Source organism: Corynebacterium pygosceleis (genome assembly GCF_016595275.2).
Taxonomy (GTDB): domain Bacteria; phylum Actinomycetota; class Actinomycetes; order Mycobacteriales; family Mycobacteriaceae; genus Corynebacterium; species Corynebacterium pygosceleis.
Genome location: NZ_JAENIQ020000002.1, coordinates 449,067 through 462,838, shown reverse-complemented (window position 1 = coordinate 462,838; position 13,772 = coordinate 449,067). Strand labels below are relative to the sequence as shown.

General features: G+C 67.6%; 12 protein-coding genes. 5 read left to right on the top strand and 7 right to left on the bottom strand.

Going from position 1 to position 13,772, the window contains the following annotated elements; all coding sequences use genetic code 11:
* Positions 1-167: 167 nt before the first annotated feature.
* Entirely contained in the window at positions 168-1,655 is a 1,488-nt protein-coding gene (locus JIM94_RS05380) for a peptide MFS transporter (RefSeq protein WP_200255551.1), read from the bottom strand.
* A 336-nt stretch (positions 1,656-1,991) separates the two neighbouring features.
* A complete protein-coding gene (locus JIM94_RS05375) occupies positions 1,992-3,638 on the bottom strand; it encodes an ABC transporter family substrate-binding protein (RefSeq protein WP_234040313.1) in 1,647 nt (548 codons plus the stop codon).
* Positions 3,639-4,040: 402 nt separating this feature from the next.
* Between JIM94_RS05375 and JIM94_RS05370 the strand changes: the two genes are divergently transcribed.
* The gene (locus JIM94_RS05370) at positions 4,041-5,660 is read left to right on the top strand and encodes an ABC-F family ATP-binding cassette domain-containing protein (protein ID WP_200255547.1); all 1,620 of its coding nucleotides are present in this window, start codon (positions 4,041-4,043) and stop codon (positions 5,658-5,660) included.
* A 43-nt stretch (positions 5,661-5,703) separates the two neighbouring features.
* Here JIM94_RS05370 and JIM94_RS05365 read toward each other — a convergent pair whose 3' ends face one another.
* Positions 5,704-6,105, bottom strand: a complete 402-nt coding sequence (locus tag JIM94_RS05365) for a cupin domain-containing protein (protein ID WP_200255545.1) — start codon at positions 6,103-6,105, stop codon at positions 5,704-5,706.
* Between the two features lie 7 nt (positions 6,106-6,112).
* Positions 6,113-6,931, bottom strand: coding sequence for a class I SAM-dependent methyltransferase (locus tag JIM94_RS05360; protein WP_200255543.1), 819 nt, complete (start codon positions 6,929-6,931; stop codon positions 6,113-6,115).
* A 111-nt stretch (positions 6,932-7,042) separates the two neighbouring features.
* On the opposite strand from JIM94_RS05360, the gene rimM reads away from it, so the two are divergent.
* Together rimM and trmD are read left to right on the top strand one after the other, a co-directional pair.
* A complete protein-coding gene (gene rimM / locus JIM94_RS05355) occupies positions 7,043-7,555 on the top strand; it encodes a ribosome maturation factor RimM (protein WP_198738198.1) in 513 nt (170 codons plus the stop codon).
* A 5-nt stretch (positions 7,556-7,560) separates the two neighbouring features.
* On the top strand, positions 7,561-8,799 hold the full coding sequence (trmD, locus tag JIM94_RS05350) for a tRNA (guanosine(37)-N1)-methyltransferase TrmD (protein ID WP_200255634.1): 1,239 nt from the start codon (positions 7,561-7,563) through the stop codon (positions 8,797-8,799).
* Here trmD and JIM94_RS05345 read toward each other — a convergent pair.
* The gene (locus JIM94_RS05345) at positions 8,796-9,755 is read right to left on the bottom strand and encodes an SdpI family protein (RefSeq protein WP_200255541.1); all 960 of its coding nucleotides are present in this window, start codon (positions 9,753-9,755) and stop codon (positions 8,796-8,798) included. The genes trmD and JIM94_RS05345 overlap by 4 nt on opposite strands.
* Positions 9,756-9,775: 20 nt before the next feature.
* The gene (locus JIM94_RS05340) at positions 9,776-10,132 is read right to left on the bottom strand and encodes a GntR family transcriptional regulator (protein ID WP_200255539.1); all 357 of its coding nucleotides are present in this window, start codon (positions 10,130-10,132) and stop codon (positions 9,776-9,778) included.
* Between the two features lie 99 nt (positions 10,133-10,231).
* Between JIM94_RS05340 and JIM94_RS05335 the strand changes: the two genes are divergently transcribed.
* Entirely contained in the window at positions 10,232-12,553 is a 2,322-nt protein-coding gene (locus tag JIM94_RS05335; RefSeq protein ID WP_200255531.1) for a Tex family protein, read from the top strand.
* Between the two features lie 23 nt (positions 12,554-12,576).
* Here the strand turns inward: JIM94_RS05335 and JIM94_RS05330 are convergent, their stop codons facing one another.
* Positions 12,577-13,053, bottom strand: coding sequence for a rhodanese-like domain-containing protein (locus JIM94_RS05330; RefSeq protein ID WP_200255529.1), 477 nt, complete (start codon positions 13,051-13,053; stop codon positions 12,577-12,579).
* A gap of 239 nt (positions 13,054-13,292) precedes the next feature.
* Between JIM94_RS05330 and rplS the strand changes: the two genes are divergently transcribed.
* Positions 13,293-13,634 (top strand): 50S ribosomal protein L19, encoded by a 342-nt coding sequence (gene rplS, locus JIM94_RS05325; RefSeq protein WP_200255527.1) that lies wholly within the window; start codon positions 13,293-13,295, stop codon positions 13,632-13,634.
* Positions 13,635-13,772 lie beyond the last annotated feature (138 nt).

Sequence of the window (13,772 nt, the reverse complement as noted above, 5' to 3'; positions counted from 1 at the left end):
GCACTGGAGGACTTCTGTGTGGAAGAGGTGCCGTACCCGGGGGCCGATTCCGTGGGTGTCCCGTGCCCACGGCAAATGGCGGGTGACACGGATGTGCCCCGGTATCTCAGGTGAGAAGATACCGGGGCACAGTAGTGGGGCCGGGAGCGTTGCCCGGGTGCTGGCTTCTAGCGGACGTCGACGAATTTCGCCGTGATCCACTTCTTCGCCGCGATCAGCAGGACACCGAGGATGACCGAGCCGACACCGATGACGAGGAAGAAGGTGGGCTCGGAGGAGGGGTCGTCCGGGTGGTAGTGACCGGCGAGGCTGCCCGCGAGTGCGGTGCCGGTCGCGAGGGCCATCATCCAGACGGCGAACATCCGGGACGGGTACGCCTCGGGTGCGAGCTTGGTGGCGAGTGAGTTGCCGATGGGCGACAGGAGCAGTTCCGCGATGGTGAACAGGAACAGGATCCAGACGATGGCGTAGACCGGCGTCGAGTTCTCCTCGCCCCCGACGAACGGCAGGAAGAAGAACAGTGAGACGCCGATGATGACGTTGGCGACACCGAACTTCACCGGGCTCGACCACTGGCGGTCACCCAGCTTCGTCCAGAGAGTGGCGAAGACGACGGAGAACAGGATGATGAAGGTCGGGTTGATCGATTGCACGAATTCCGGGGCGAGTTCCACACCGAGGACGTTTCGGTCGAGGCGGGTCTCGGCGAAGATCGCGATGACGGTGAACTGCTGCTGGAAGACTCCGAAGAACAGCGATCCGGAGATGAAGATCGGGATGAAACCGATGAGACGGGACTTCTCGGTGGCGGTGGTCAGCGGGGAGAAGTACATCTGGCACCAGAGCACGACGGCCGAGATCAGCGCGACGACCGTGACGATGTCGGACAGCCACTGGACCTTGACCGTGCCGGTTCCGATGAGCAGCACGCAGACCACGACGATGGCGATGACAGCGCCGAACCACAGCGGGTACTGGCGTCTGGGCAGCGGGTTCGGCACCTCGTGTCCGGCTGCGCCGATGGTCGTCTTCCGCATCAGGATGTACTGGGTGAGTCCGATGGCCATGCCCACCGCGGCGAGGCCGAAGCCCCAGTGGAAGCCGTTGGACACCCGCAGCCAGCCGGTGAGGATCGGGCCGGCGAGCGCACCGATGTTGATGCCGAGGTAGAAGATCGAGAAGCCGGCGTCACGTCGCGGATCGCTGCGCGAGTAGAGCTGGCCGAGCACCACGGACGCGTTCGTCTTGATTCCTCCGGATCCGAGTGCGATGGCGATGAGGCCGACGGCGAGGCCGATGACACCGGGGAGCACGGAGAGCGAGATGTGGCCCGCCATGACCAGTACGGCGGACCAGAAGAGCGTGCGCTCCGAACCGAGGAAACGGTCGGCGACGAGGGCCGCGACGAGGGATGCCATGTACACGAGCCCGCCGTATGCGCCGATGATGGATGTGGCCTGGGCCTTGTCCATGCCGAGTCCGCCGTCGGTGACGGAGAAGTACATGTAGTACACGAGGATGGCCTGCATACCGTAGAAGCTGAAACGCTCCCACATCTCCACCCCGAAGAGGTTGGCCAGTCCCCATGGCTGGCCGAAGAAGGTCTTCTCACCGGGGTCGGTGGATTGATCTGTCTTTTTACGTATGCCGCCCATTATGCTCGCTGGTTTTCATACGGGGAGTACCAGGGGGTCGCGTGCCGGTGGGGTGAGAGGACCGTCACCAACCGGGGCGGGAAGTACGGATGGCCGGCAATGTCGGCGGAAGGGTGACGTTCCGGGGTGGGGCTGTGTCCGTTCGACCGTGATCGACGCAATTCCGCTTCCCCGTGTTCCCCTCCGGTTCATCTCGGGGAGGATCGGGGACGGGAGAACGCGGAACCTCCCCTCGGGAAGACGTGTGCCGTCTGTCGGTCGAGGGGAGGTTCCGCGGGGACGTCTGATCGGGCGGCCCACCCGTGTCGGGGCCGCGAATCATCCGGTCGGGATCTGTCAGTCCTTCTTCCACCCGATGTTCTCGACGGGCAGAACCGCGAATCCCAGGGCACCGGTGTTGACCAGGCCGTCCTTGACCGCGTAGATGTCCGCACCGTTGCCGGTCGGGATCAGGCCGTAGCGCTTGAACGCGTCCGTCTCGAGCTCATTCGCCCGTTTGATCTGTTCCTTGGCGGTCGGCAGCGCCTGGAGTTCCCTGATCTGCTCATCGAGTTCCGGGGTGCCGGTCCCGGACAGGTTCAGCTGTGAGTCGGAGTTGTAGGTCTGCCCGAAGTAGGCGACGCCGTACGGGTCGGAGGAGCTGAAGCCCATCGGGAAGATCTCGAAGTCCCGGTTGGTGTAGACGTCGGAGAACTCGGAGGAGGGGCGCTGCTTGATCTCCAGGTCGATGCCGATGTCCTTCATCATCTTCTGCGTCGCCGTGGCCTGCGCCTTCGAGGTTTCGTTGTCACCGATGAGGGTGTAGGTCAGGTGCAGGGGCTCGCCGTCCTTCTCCCGGATACCGGAGGAACCTTCGGTCCACCCGGCCTCTTCCAGGAGTGCCTTGGCGGCCTCCGGGTCGAAGCTGGCCGCAGCGGAGAAGTTGTCCTGGTAGTCCTCCTGGAACGGGTAGATGATGAGTGAACCGGGAGGGGTCTCGGAGTAGGGGGTCCCGTTGAAGCGGATCTGGCCCAGCAGCTCACGGTCGAGGCCGCGTGCGACGGCTTCACGGACCTTGATGTCCCCGAGTGCGCCGGCCTCCGAGTTGAGGGTGATGAGTCCGCTGGAGGGGCGGGTGGCCATGCGCAGGTCGATGCCGTCCATGTTCTCGACGGTCGCGTAGCTCTCACGGCTGCTGGCGCCGACCACGTCTATCTCGCCGTTCTTGAAGGCGTTGATAGCGGCCTGGCTCTCCATCTGCCGGAAGATCCGGCGGTCGAGCTTTCCTTCCGGTCCCCACCACTTGTCGTTGCGGACGAAGACCGCTTCACCCCTGTTGAAGTCGATGTTCTCGACGGTGTAGGGGCCCGCACCCCACTCCGGGTGGACCTCCTTCAGATAGGAGTTGTAGTTCGCCGGATCGGCGAGTGCGGGGTGGGCGATCTGGTTGAACAGACCCTCCCACCACGGGTACACGCCGTCGAAGGTGATGACGGCCTGCTTCGGGCTGTCGCCCTCTTCCACGGAGGTGATGCGTTCGTAGCCGTCGGTCGCACTCGGGGTGTAGTCGTCCGACTCGCCGTTGTTGATCCTCCAGGTCGTTTCGAAGGCGGTCCAGTCGATGTCGGAGCCGTCGTTCCACTTCGCGTCATCGACGACGGTGAACGTGACGACGGTGTTGCCGTCGACGACCTCGTCCGTGACCTCGGAGATGTAGTTCGGGTTCGCGGTGTAGTTGCCTTCGCCGTCGAACAGGGCGATCTGCGGGTTGTACCAGTTCCAGATGGTCACGACGGGGGCGGAGGCGTCGGCGTGGAAACGGTTCTGCTGCTCGGGGATCTCGTAGATGGCGGTGACCAGTTCGCCGCCGTCCCGGATGTCGTCGCGTTCGGTCGGCGCGAAGTCGGAGGCGGCGACCTCGACGCTGTCCGTGCTCGACGATGAGCCGGACCCGGTGGAGCCGGAGCCCGAGGATCCGCTGTCTCCGGAACAACCGGAGAGCATGAGTGCACCGGCGGCGAGGGCGGCCGTGAGCTGGAGGACGAACTTGTTGGGTTTCACGGTGTGCGGGATCCTTCTCTGTGGGAGTTGGGGGGAGCGGCGCATCGACACCGGCTGATGTCTCGTGCCGAAATTTCCCGTAGCTTAACCCTTTTTTCATCACATATTTGGAAATATCGTGACATCAGTCACCCGCCTGTGTCGTCTGGGTCACTGTTGTGCGCGTTTCGGGGGGTTCGGGTGAATAAAAAAGGTGGTGGACGGCGGATCTCGATGAGGTTCCGACTGCCATGCACGGGGGTGGTGAAAGGGGGTGTCAATGACCGGTGGTACGGGCCGTTTCTCCGGTCCGGGGCGCACGGCAGGGGTGCCGGGGGAACGTCGGGGGAACTGTACGATTGCCCCATGACCACCCTCACCCTCCGGGACCTCGGCACGGCCCACGGCGCGCGCACCCTGTTCGAACATCTCGACCTGGTGGTCGCGGACGGACAGCGGTGGGGGCTGACGGGGCCGAACGGCGCCGGGAAATCGACGCTCCTCGCCGTCTGTTCCGGTGGGGACACCGGAGCGGAGATCACCGGTGAACGCCTGCTCTCACCGCCTGACGCGACCGTCGGCCTGCTCGAACAGGAGGTGGAGCGCGGGGATGAGAGTGTCCGCGCCTTCATCGCCCGGCGCACCGGAGTGACCGGCGCCCTGGAACGGATGGATATCCTCGCCGAGGCGCTGGCCACCGGTGACGACGCCACCGGTGACGCCTACAGTGCCGCGCTCCAGGAGTGGCTCGATCTCGGGGGAGCCGACTTCGACGAACGGTACGAGCGCGTCGCCGCGCGCCTCGGGCTCGACGTCGCCCCGGATCTCCCCATGACGGCGCTCTCCGGAGGTCAGGCGGCACGCGCCAACCTGGCCGTGATCCTGCTCGCCGGACACGACATCCTGCTGCTCGACGAGCCGACCAACGACCTGGACCTCGCCGGTCTGGAGATCCTGGAGGACTTCGTCGCCTCCGATCACCGCCCCATGATGATCGTCAGCCACGACCGCGAGTTCCTCGCCCGCACCGTGACCGGTGTGGTGGAGCTGGACTCCGCGCAGCGCCAGATCACCGTCTACAACGGCGGTTGGGAGGCCTTCCTCATCGAACGTGAACGGGCGCGCGAGCGTGCCCGCGAGGAGTACGAGGAGTACGCCGACAAGGTCGGGGCACTGAAGGACCGGGTCCAGACGCAGAAGACCTGGTTGGACAAGGGGACGAAGAACGCCATCCGGAAATCCACCGACAACGACAAGCACATCAGGCACCGGGCCGGGCAGCGCAGCGAGAAGCAGGCGGGGAAGATCGCCCAGTCCGAACGCGCCCTCGAGCGGCTCGAGGAGGTGGAGGAGCCGCGGAAGGAATGGGTGCTGCAGATGGACATCGCGTCGGCACCCCGCTCCGGGAACGTCGTGTCGACGCTGAACGGTGTCCTGGTGGACCTGGGTGATTTCCGGCTCGGCCCCGTCGATCTCCAGGTCAACTACGGGGACAGGGTCCTCATCACCGGCGCCAACGGTTCGGGCAAGTCCACGCTGCTCGGGCTGCTCACCGATTCGTCCGCACTCGGATCCGGTGTCCGCCTCGGGCGCATCGACCAGGCGCGCGAGGTGTTCCGCGGTGCCGAACCACTCGTCGACGTGTTCGGCGCGCAGGAACCCGATCTCGGTACCGCCGAGTTGCGGACCCTGCTCGCCAAGTTCGGTCTCACCGGTGACCACGTCCACCGCGCCTGCGACTCCCTCTCGCCGGGGGAGCGGACCCGTGCCGCCCTCGCACTGCTGCAGGTGCGCGGGACCAACCTCCTCGTGCTCGACGAGCCGAGCAACCACCTGGATCTCCCGGCCATCGAACAGCTGGAGCAGGCTGTCGAGAGTTTCCCCGGTACCGTCCTGCTCGTGACCCACGACCGCAGGATGAGGGACACGTTCCGGGCGACCCGGGTACTCGAGGTGGCCGACGGACAGGTCCGGGAACGGCGCTGAGCCCCGGCGCGGACACCGGGGCCCGGGTGGGGTGTTCGGTGGGTCAGTGCCGTTCGCCGGTGAGCATGTGGAGCAGCAGGATGTTGCGTTCCCCGGTGGCGTCGGCGGGGCAGTCGACGCGGTGCACGACGTGGTCATCCAGGTGCAGGACGGTCCCGGGTGTCATCCGCACCGTCTCCTCCCCACAGGTGAAGTCGAGTGTCCCCGTGACGCACTGGACGGTGATGGGGTGGGCGGCCTTGTGATCGTTGAGACGCTGACCGGGGGCGAAACTGAAGGTGATGATGTTCGCCCCGTTGCCCTCCAGGATTCGCTTCACGGCCGGGACCCTGCGGTCCGGATTCGCGTCCGCGGCCTCTTCGAGGAGGTCCAGCACCGTCATCGTTCCGGTTGACTCCCGTTCGGGCTCACCGAAGGTGTCCGGCTGGTTGACCGGGATCTCCATCTTCCTGTCACTTCCTCTCGAGCACCATACCGATGGCGTTCAGGTTGTCGGCGTAGGTGGTGAACGTGCGGCGCATCGTCATCACCCGCTTACGGATCTCGGGCTGCCGGAGCACGTTGACGATGATCTTCAGGGTCCGCGGCAGCCCCTCATCCGCGACCATACGCTTCGGTTCGAGCAGGGCCATCGGCGCGTGGTAGACGTCCACGACACGGAACCCCGCCTCCTCCGCCAGCGCCGTCCACTCCGCCGTCGTCAGGGGCCGGGCGTTGACCTTGATGGCGCGGGCCAGATCCTTCTGGATGCGGTTCTTGATCACCGGGTCCAGGTTGTCCGGGTGCAGACCGAGCTCGTGGATGCCGTACCGGCCACCGGGGCGCAGGACCCGGTGCGCCTCCCGCATGATCTCCAGCTTGTGCTTGTCGGTCTGCATCGTCAGCATCGCCTCACCGATGACGACATCGGCAGAACCGGCCTCGAGGTTCGTCTCCTTCGCGGAACCGAGCTGCATCCGGAACGCCGGGTCATCCTGCGGGAGTTTCGATCCGGTGATCGCGCAGGCGTCCGCGTCCGCGTCTACACCGACGTAGCTGGACGGTTTCCGGGAGATCAGTTCGGCGGCCGTCACCCCGAGACCGGGGGCGAACTCGACGACATCCCGGCCCTCGACGGGCAGATGGTCGATCACCCACTCCGTGGTCTCCCGCCCACCGGGGCGCAGGACCTTCTTCCCGACCCGGGCAAGCAGCCAGTGCCCGGGTGCCCGGCCCGCCTCCCGGTCGCTCGCGGGCAGCGGGTTGGTCGGATTCTGCGGCTTCTGGGACATGGTGGCCTCCTGGCGGGAAGGGGTGGGACGTACACAACCAAGCCTAATCAAACCTCGTCGGTCTTCCCGGATGTTCGGGTGTCGATTCCGGGTCGGATAGGATCACTGCCCATGGAGAATGTGGAGCTGTTGGTCGGACGCGTGGTGAAGTCCCACGGAATCAGGGGCGAGGTCTCGGTGGAGGTGACCACCGATGAACCGGAGGCCCGCTTCGTGGTCGGCGAGGTGCTCACCGGTCGTCAGGGTGGGCGCGAGCACCGGCTCACCATCGACTCGGTGCGCGGGCACCAGAACCGGCTGCTGATCAAGTTCGCGGAGATCGCGGACCGGAACGCCGCCGACTCGCTGCGCGGCACCCGGTTCTTCGGGGCACCCCGGGAATCGGAGCCCGGTGAGGAGGGCTTCTACGACCACGAGCTCGAGGGTCTGCGCATCGTGCAGGACGGTGAGGAGATCGGCGAGGTCACCGGCGTCCTGCACGGCCCCGCCGGGGAGACGCTCGAGGTCCGCCTGGACACGGGCAAGGACGTGCTCATCCCCTTCGTCCACGCCATCGTCCCCGACGTCGACCTCGGGGCGGGGACCGCCACGATCACCCCGCCGGAAGGACTGCTGGACCTGTGAGCGGACTGCGCATCGACGTCGCGACGATCTTCCCCGCGTATCTCGATCCCCTGCGGCACGCCCTGCTGGGCAAGGCCATCGAGCGCGGCATCCTCTCCGTCGGTGTCCACGATCTGCGCGACTGGGCCACGGACGTGCACCGCTCCGTCGACGGCCCGCCCTACGGCGGCGGCCCCGGAATGGTGATGAAACCCACTGTGTGGGGTCCGGCACTCGACGACATCGCGGCCGGAACCGGCCCGGCCGCGGTCGCCGACAGACTCGACTCCGCCCAGCCCCACGTCGACCGCCCCCGGCACGACGACCTGTCGGGCGCGGACTTCACCGGCTACGACACCCGGCGCGACGTCCGCGACGGGGAGGACGGGACCGCCCCGCTGCTCATCGTCCCGACCCCGGCCGGTGTGCCCTTCACCCAGGAGATGGCGCGCGCCTGGTCCCACGAGGACCACATCGTCTTCGCCTGCGGCAGGTACGAGGGCATAGACCAGCGCGTGGTGGATGACGCCGCCCACCGCTACCGCGTGCGCGAGGTCTCCATCGGTGACTACGTGCTCATCGGCGGTGAGGTCGCGGTCCTCGTCATGGCGGAGGCCATCGTCCGGCTGATTCCCGGGGTCCTCGGCAACGCCGCGAGCCACGTGGACGACAGCTTCTCCGACGGACTGCTCGAGGGCCCGAGTTACACGAAACCCCGCGAGTGGCGCGGCCTCGAGGTCCCGGAGGTGCTGATCGGCGGCAACCACGCCCACATCGACGCCTGGCGGCGGGAGCGGTCGCTGCTCCGTACCGCCGCACGACGGCCCGAACTCATCGAGAAACTACGACTGGAGGACGCCCTGAACACCGACGACGAGAAGATCCTCGCGGACGTCGCACCCCGGCCCGTGTCCACCGACCTGAATCTGCTGATCACGCCGGGGGAGTGGCGGAAGATCTCGAAGAAGCTGGGCCGTGGTCTCGAGCGCGCCGGGTACCTGGAGGCCACCGTTCACGCCGAGGAGATCTCGCTGTCCTGCGAACCGGAGAACATGCTCGTCGCCCAGTTCATGCAGGCCGAGGGACACGCACCGACCTCCGAGGTGCTGCACCGCGTGATCGTCAACGGGGTCTCGGCCCTCGATCTCCGGGTCGTCACGAAGGCCGTCGTCGCCCAACTGCCGGAGGACGCCTACTGGTACGGCACCTCCGAGGAGGGACACACCGAGCCCGGCTCGGGCGCCGCCTGCGCCTGGCGTCCCTAGCTCTCCTTCTCCTCCCGGAGAGCGTCGAGGTATCCCCGGACGAGCCCCGCTCCGGTGTCGGCGTCATCGACGGTGACGGCGAAATCGGCCGCGGTCCGGCGGGACAGCACGATCGCCGGCCCGCCGCGCAGGACGAGGGCGGTACCGCGTGCGCTCAGGCGCCAGCCCCAGCCGCCCCATTCGCCGGGGTCGAGGTCGATCGCACGGACCCCGGTGATCTTCTCGTGGGGGATCGTGGAACGGATGAGTCCCGGCCACAGTGACCAGGTCAGACCACGGTGGTCGACGCGCACCCGGACCCGGGTGAACATCATTCCGACGATGACGAGAACGACGCCCGAGCCGATCATCACCCGGTCCGCGCCACCGGTATCGTCCGGGATCAGCAGGCCGATGGCGGTGAACACGGCGCCGATACCCACCGTCAGGGCGATCAGCCACGGGCGGGCGGTCGCGTGGCCGAACCACACGGCGCGCCGGGCCCCGGAGACCGGCACCACCGCGGTGACCCGCTCCCCGTCGGATTCCCTCGGCACGGGGGTCGCCGCCCAAGCCAGCAGTGCCCCGACCGCCACAGACAGCACCAGGAACAGCAGGCCCTCGATCGCGGGCAGCCGGGCATCCTGCGGTGAGGGGGCCGCGAGATTGACGTGGACGGTCCGGATCTCCAGTGCGCCCAGGAAGGTCGCGGTGAATCCCGCGCAGCCGGCGAGGAACCGCTGGCGGGTTCCGGCCAACGCGCCCATCAGTGCCGCGGTTCCGATGGTCGTGACGCCGACCACCAGGAGGAACGCGGTGGGGGAATCGAAGCCGTCGGGGGTTCCGTCGGAGGCGAAGTGCGTCGCCAGTTCGCCCCGGTGTCCCCGCGCCATGACGGCGGCGATCACGGTGAGGGTGACGGCGATGAGCAGCGGTACCCCGAGGGCGAGGGTACGGAAGCGTGTCGTTGGTTTCATGGGTGGGTTCCGTTTCAGGTTCATCCGGTGACGCCGCGTGCGGCGAGAGATGCGGTGAGCTGGTCGAGGGAGACCCCCGACTCCCGGGCGAGGCGGGCGAGGGCGTCCAGTGCGTTCTCCACGGCGGTGGTTCGCTCGGGCGGTCGGAGCACCGTGGCACCCTTTCCCCGGCGCAGCTCCACCAGGCCCCGGTCGCGGAGCTGGCGGTAGGCGCGCAGCACCGTGTTCCGGTTGAGATCGAGTGCCTCGGCGAGCTCCCCGGCCGACGGCAGCCTCGCGCCCGCGGGTGTCTCCCCGTCGGTGATCGACCTGGTCAGTGCCGCGACGAGCTGGGTGTAGACGGGCACCGGTGACGAGGTGTCGAGGGTGATCAGCACGGGGGCCTCCCGAAAGGTAAAGAACTGATAGTGCTAATTAAACTAGCACTATGTGACGGGGTGTCAAGGGGCCCGGCACCGGCCACTAGACTGAGGCGAATGATCATCTCCACCATCGCCCGTGAACTCGGAGTCCCGGAGGCCCACGTCCGGGCCACCGTCGCCCTCCTCGATGAAGGCAACACCGTCCCCTTCATCGCCCGCTACCGGAAGGAGGCCACCGGCGGCCTGGACGACACCCAGCTCCGGCAACTGGAGGAACGGCTCGGCTACCTGCGCGAGCTCGAGGACCGTAAGGCCGCCATCCTCGCCGCCATCGAGGAACAGGGGAAGCTCACCGACGACCTCCGGGCGCTCATCACAGCCTGCGAATCAAAGGCCCGCCTCGAGGACCTCTACCTGCCGTTCAAGAAGCGCCGCAAGACCAAGGCCGACACCGCGCGGGAAGCCGGCCTCGAACCCCTCGTCGACACGCTCACCACCGAACAGGGCACCGACGCCGATGTGGCCGCGGCCGGCTACATCTGCGAGGGCTTCGAGGACACGAAGAAGGTGCTCGACGGGGCGCGCGCCATCCTCATCGACCGCTTTGCCACCGACGCCGACCTCGTCGGCGAGGTCCGCGAGGAGATGTACCGCCGCGGACGCATGTCCGCCACCGTCGTCGAGGGCAGGGAACAGGAGGGCGCGAAGTTCAAGGACTACTTCGAGTTCTCCGAGCCGTTCACCCGGCTGCCCAGCCACCGGATCCTCGCCCTGCTGCGCGGGGAGAAGGAGGGCGTGCTGCACCTCGACCTCGACGCCGGTGACGACGAGTTCTACCAGGGACTCATCGCCGACCGCTTCGACCTCGACGTCACCGCCTCCACCTGGCTCGCCGACGCCGTCCGCTGGGGCTGGCGCACCAAGCTCTACGTCTCCTCCGGACTCGACGTCCGCATGCGCCTCAAGGAGCACGCCGAAGCCGGGGCCCTCGACGTCTTCGCCACCAACCTCCGCGACGTCCTGCTCGCCGCGCCCGCCGGTCAACGCGCCACCCTCGGTCTCGACCCCGGCTACCGCAACGGCGTGAAGACCGCCGTCGTGGACCCCACCGGAAAGGTCCTGGCCACCACCATCATTTACCCGCACCAGCCGCAGAACCGGTGGGACAGTGCCGTCCGTGAACTCGCCGACCTGTGCGCCACCCACGGAGTCGAACTCATCGCCGTCGGCAACGGCACCGCCAGCCGGGAGACCGAGAAAATCTCCCACCAGGTCGCGGACCTCCTGGCCAAAGCCGGTGGGCGCAAGCCCACCACCGTCGTCGTCAGTGAATCAGGCGCCTCCGTCTACTCCGCGAGCAGCCTCGCCGCCGCCGAGTTCCCCGGCATGGACGTCTCCCTGCGTGGCGCGGTGTCCATCGCCCGCAGGCTCCAGGACCCGCTCGCCGAACTCGTCAAGATCGACCCCAAATCCATCGGCGTCGGCCAGTACCAGCACGACGTCAACCAGACGCAGCTCGCCCGCACCCTCGACGGAGTCGTCGAGGACGCCGTCAACGCCGTCGGCGTGGACCTCAACACCGCCTCCGCGCCGCTGCTCACCCGCGTCGCCGGGATCAGCTCCACGCTGGCCGACAACATCGTCGGCTGGCGCGACGAGCACGGCCGCTTCCCCTCCCGCCGCACCCTCAAGGACGTGCCCAGGCTCGGCCCCAAGGCCTTCCAGCAGTGCGCCGGCTTCCTCCGCATCACCGGCGGCGAGGACCCCCTCGACGCCTCCGCCGTCCACCCCGAGGCCTACCCCGTCGTCCGCCGCATCGCGAAAGCGACCGGACTCGGCGTCGCCGACCTCATCGGCAACTCCCGGGTCCTCGGCTCCCTGAACCCGGCCGACTTCACCGACGACAAGTTCGGCCTGCCCACCGTCACCGACATCATCGCCGAACTCGACAAACCGGGCCGCGACCCCCGGCCCGAGTTCACCACCGCGACATTCAAGGAGGGCGTGGAGAAGATCTCCGACCTGACCCCGGGCATGATCCTCGAGGGCACCGTCACCAACGTCGCGGCCTTCGGCGCGTTCGTCGACGTCGGCGTCCACCAGGACGGACTCGTCCACGTCTCCGCCATGTCCACGAAGTTCGTCGAGGACCCGCACACCGTCGTCCGCTCCGGACAGGTCGTCAAGGTCAAGGTCATGGAGGTCGACGTCGAACGCAAACGCATCGGGCTCTCCCTGCGGCTCGACGACGAACCGGGCGCGCCCGCACCGAAACCGCAGCGCGGCGGCGGGGGCGGCGGCAACCGGAACAGCGGCAACCGTGGCGGCCGGAAGGGGCGCGGCGGAGGACAAGGTGCCCGCGGCAACGCCGGCGGCAGGCCCGCCCCGGGCGGGTCACTCGCGGACGCGCTGAAGAAGGCCGGCTTCGGGAACTGAGACGCCCCGGGGCGGTTCGGCGGCTAGCTCGGCTCGCCCGGAATCACGTCACCCGGCCACGCATTCATCCCGCCGTCCAACCCGACGGTCCGCCGGATCCCGGCATCCCGCAGGCGCTCGATCGCCTCGCGGGACCGGGCCCCGCTGCGGCAGTAGACGGCGTAGTCCGCGTCCTCTTTCAGGTGCCCGGCCAGCGCATCGAAATCATCCGCGTTGACGTCGAGGAGCAGAGCCCCCGGAATGTGCCCCTCGCGGTACTCCTCCGGGGTCCGCACATCGAGGACCGTCGCACCGCCGTCAACGGCCGCCGCGAACTCGGCGGGGGAGACGTGCCCGCCGTCGAACTCCGGGGTCCGGGCGGCCGACGCGCCCGCCGCTCCAGCAGATGTCGCCGTCGTGGCGGCGTCGTTCCCCGGGGCGTCGCCTCCTCCGGCACAGGACGCCAGCAGTGTCGAGCCGAGGACAAGAACGCACATCATCTTCTTCATGCATCCGATCATGCCCGATGTGTTCGGGAAACGGGGTCGGCCCACCCGGCACCGTCACCGTGAGATACCGGAAGGGGGCCCAGCCTGGTTTGTGAACGCGCGCCGATGGTGGCATACTTGGGCAGTTGTCATACCGGGTGTGTCCCGGTGACGACGCACATGTACCGGGCACGAACCGGCCGAGCGCCCGACTTGAGTGGGAAGAGCCGCCAGGGTCCTCTGTCCAGCACCAGAAGCTAAGGAATCAACACATGAATATTCTCGACAAGGTCGATGCCGCACAGCTGCGCGACGACATCCCGGACTTCCGCGCCGGCGACACGGTCAACGTGCACGTGAAGGTCATCGAGGGCGAAAAGTCCCGTATCCAGGTCTTCAAGGGCGTCGTCATCCGTCGCCAGAACGGCGGCATCCGCGAGACCTTCACCGTCCGCAAGGTCTCCTTCGGCATCGGCGTGGAGCGTACCTTCCCGGTCCACTCCCCGAACATCGACCAGATCGAGGTACTGACCCGCGGTGACGTGCGTCGTGCCAAGCTGTACTACCTGCGCAACCTGCGCGGCAAGGCAGCCAAGATCAAGGAGAAGCGCTGACCCACACCCGACAGGCGCTGACACGCCGTCGGATGCAGCACTCGGACCACCCCATCTCCCGCCCCGGCGGGAGATGGGGTGGTTTTCCCTTTTCCCGGGCGTGCTCCACCGGTCGACCGGGTCAAGGTGCTGGTAACG

What these genes read in the sequence shown, in the direction of transcription:
- JIM94_RS05380 (WP_200255551.1), bottom strand. Translation starts at nt 1,655, where the DNA reads ATGGGCGGCATACGTAAAAAGACAGATCAATCCACCGACCCCGGTGAG.
- JIM94_RS05375 (WP_234040313.1), bottom strand. Translation starts at nt 3,638, where the DNA reads ATGCTCTCCGGTTGTTCCGGAGACAGCGGATCCTCGGGCTCCGGCTCC.
- JIM94_RS05370 (WP_200255547.1), top strand. Translation starts at nt 4,041, where the DNA reads ATGACCACCCTCACCCTCCGGGACCTCGGCACGGCCCACGGCGCGCGC.
- JIM94_RS05365 (WP_200255545.1), bottom strand. Translation starts at nt 6,105, where the DNA reads ATGGAGATCCCGGTCAACCAGCCGGACACCTTCGGTGAGCCCGAACGG.
- JIM94_RS05360 (WP_200255543.1), bottom strand. Translation starts at nt 6,931, where the DNA reads ATGTCCCAGAAGCCGCAGAATCCGACCAACCCGCTGCCCGCGAGCGAC.
- rimM (WP_198738198.1), top strand. Translation starts at nt 7,043, where the DNA reads ATGGAGAATGTGGAGCTGTTGGTCGGACGCGTGGTGAAGTCCCACGGA.
- JIM94_RS05345 (WP_200255541.1), bottom strand. Translation starts at nt 9,755, where the DNA reads ATGAAACCAACGACACGCTTCCGTACCCTCGCCCTCGGGGTACCGCTG.
- JIM94_RS05335 (WP_200255531.1), top strand. Translation starts at nt 10,232, where the DNA reads ATGATCATCTCCACCATCGCCCGTGAACTCGGAGTCCCGGAGGCCCAC.
- JIM94_RS05330 (WP_200255529.1), bottom strand. Translation starts at nt 13,053, where the DNA reads ATGATCGGATGCATGAAGAAGATGATGTGCGTTCTTGTCCTCGGCTCG.
- rplS (WP_200255527.1), top strand. Translation starts at nt 13,293, where the DNA reads ATGAATATTCTCGACAAGGTCGATGCCGCACAGCTGCGCGACGACATC.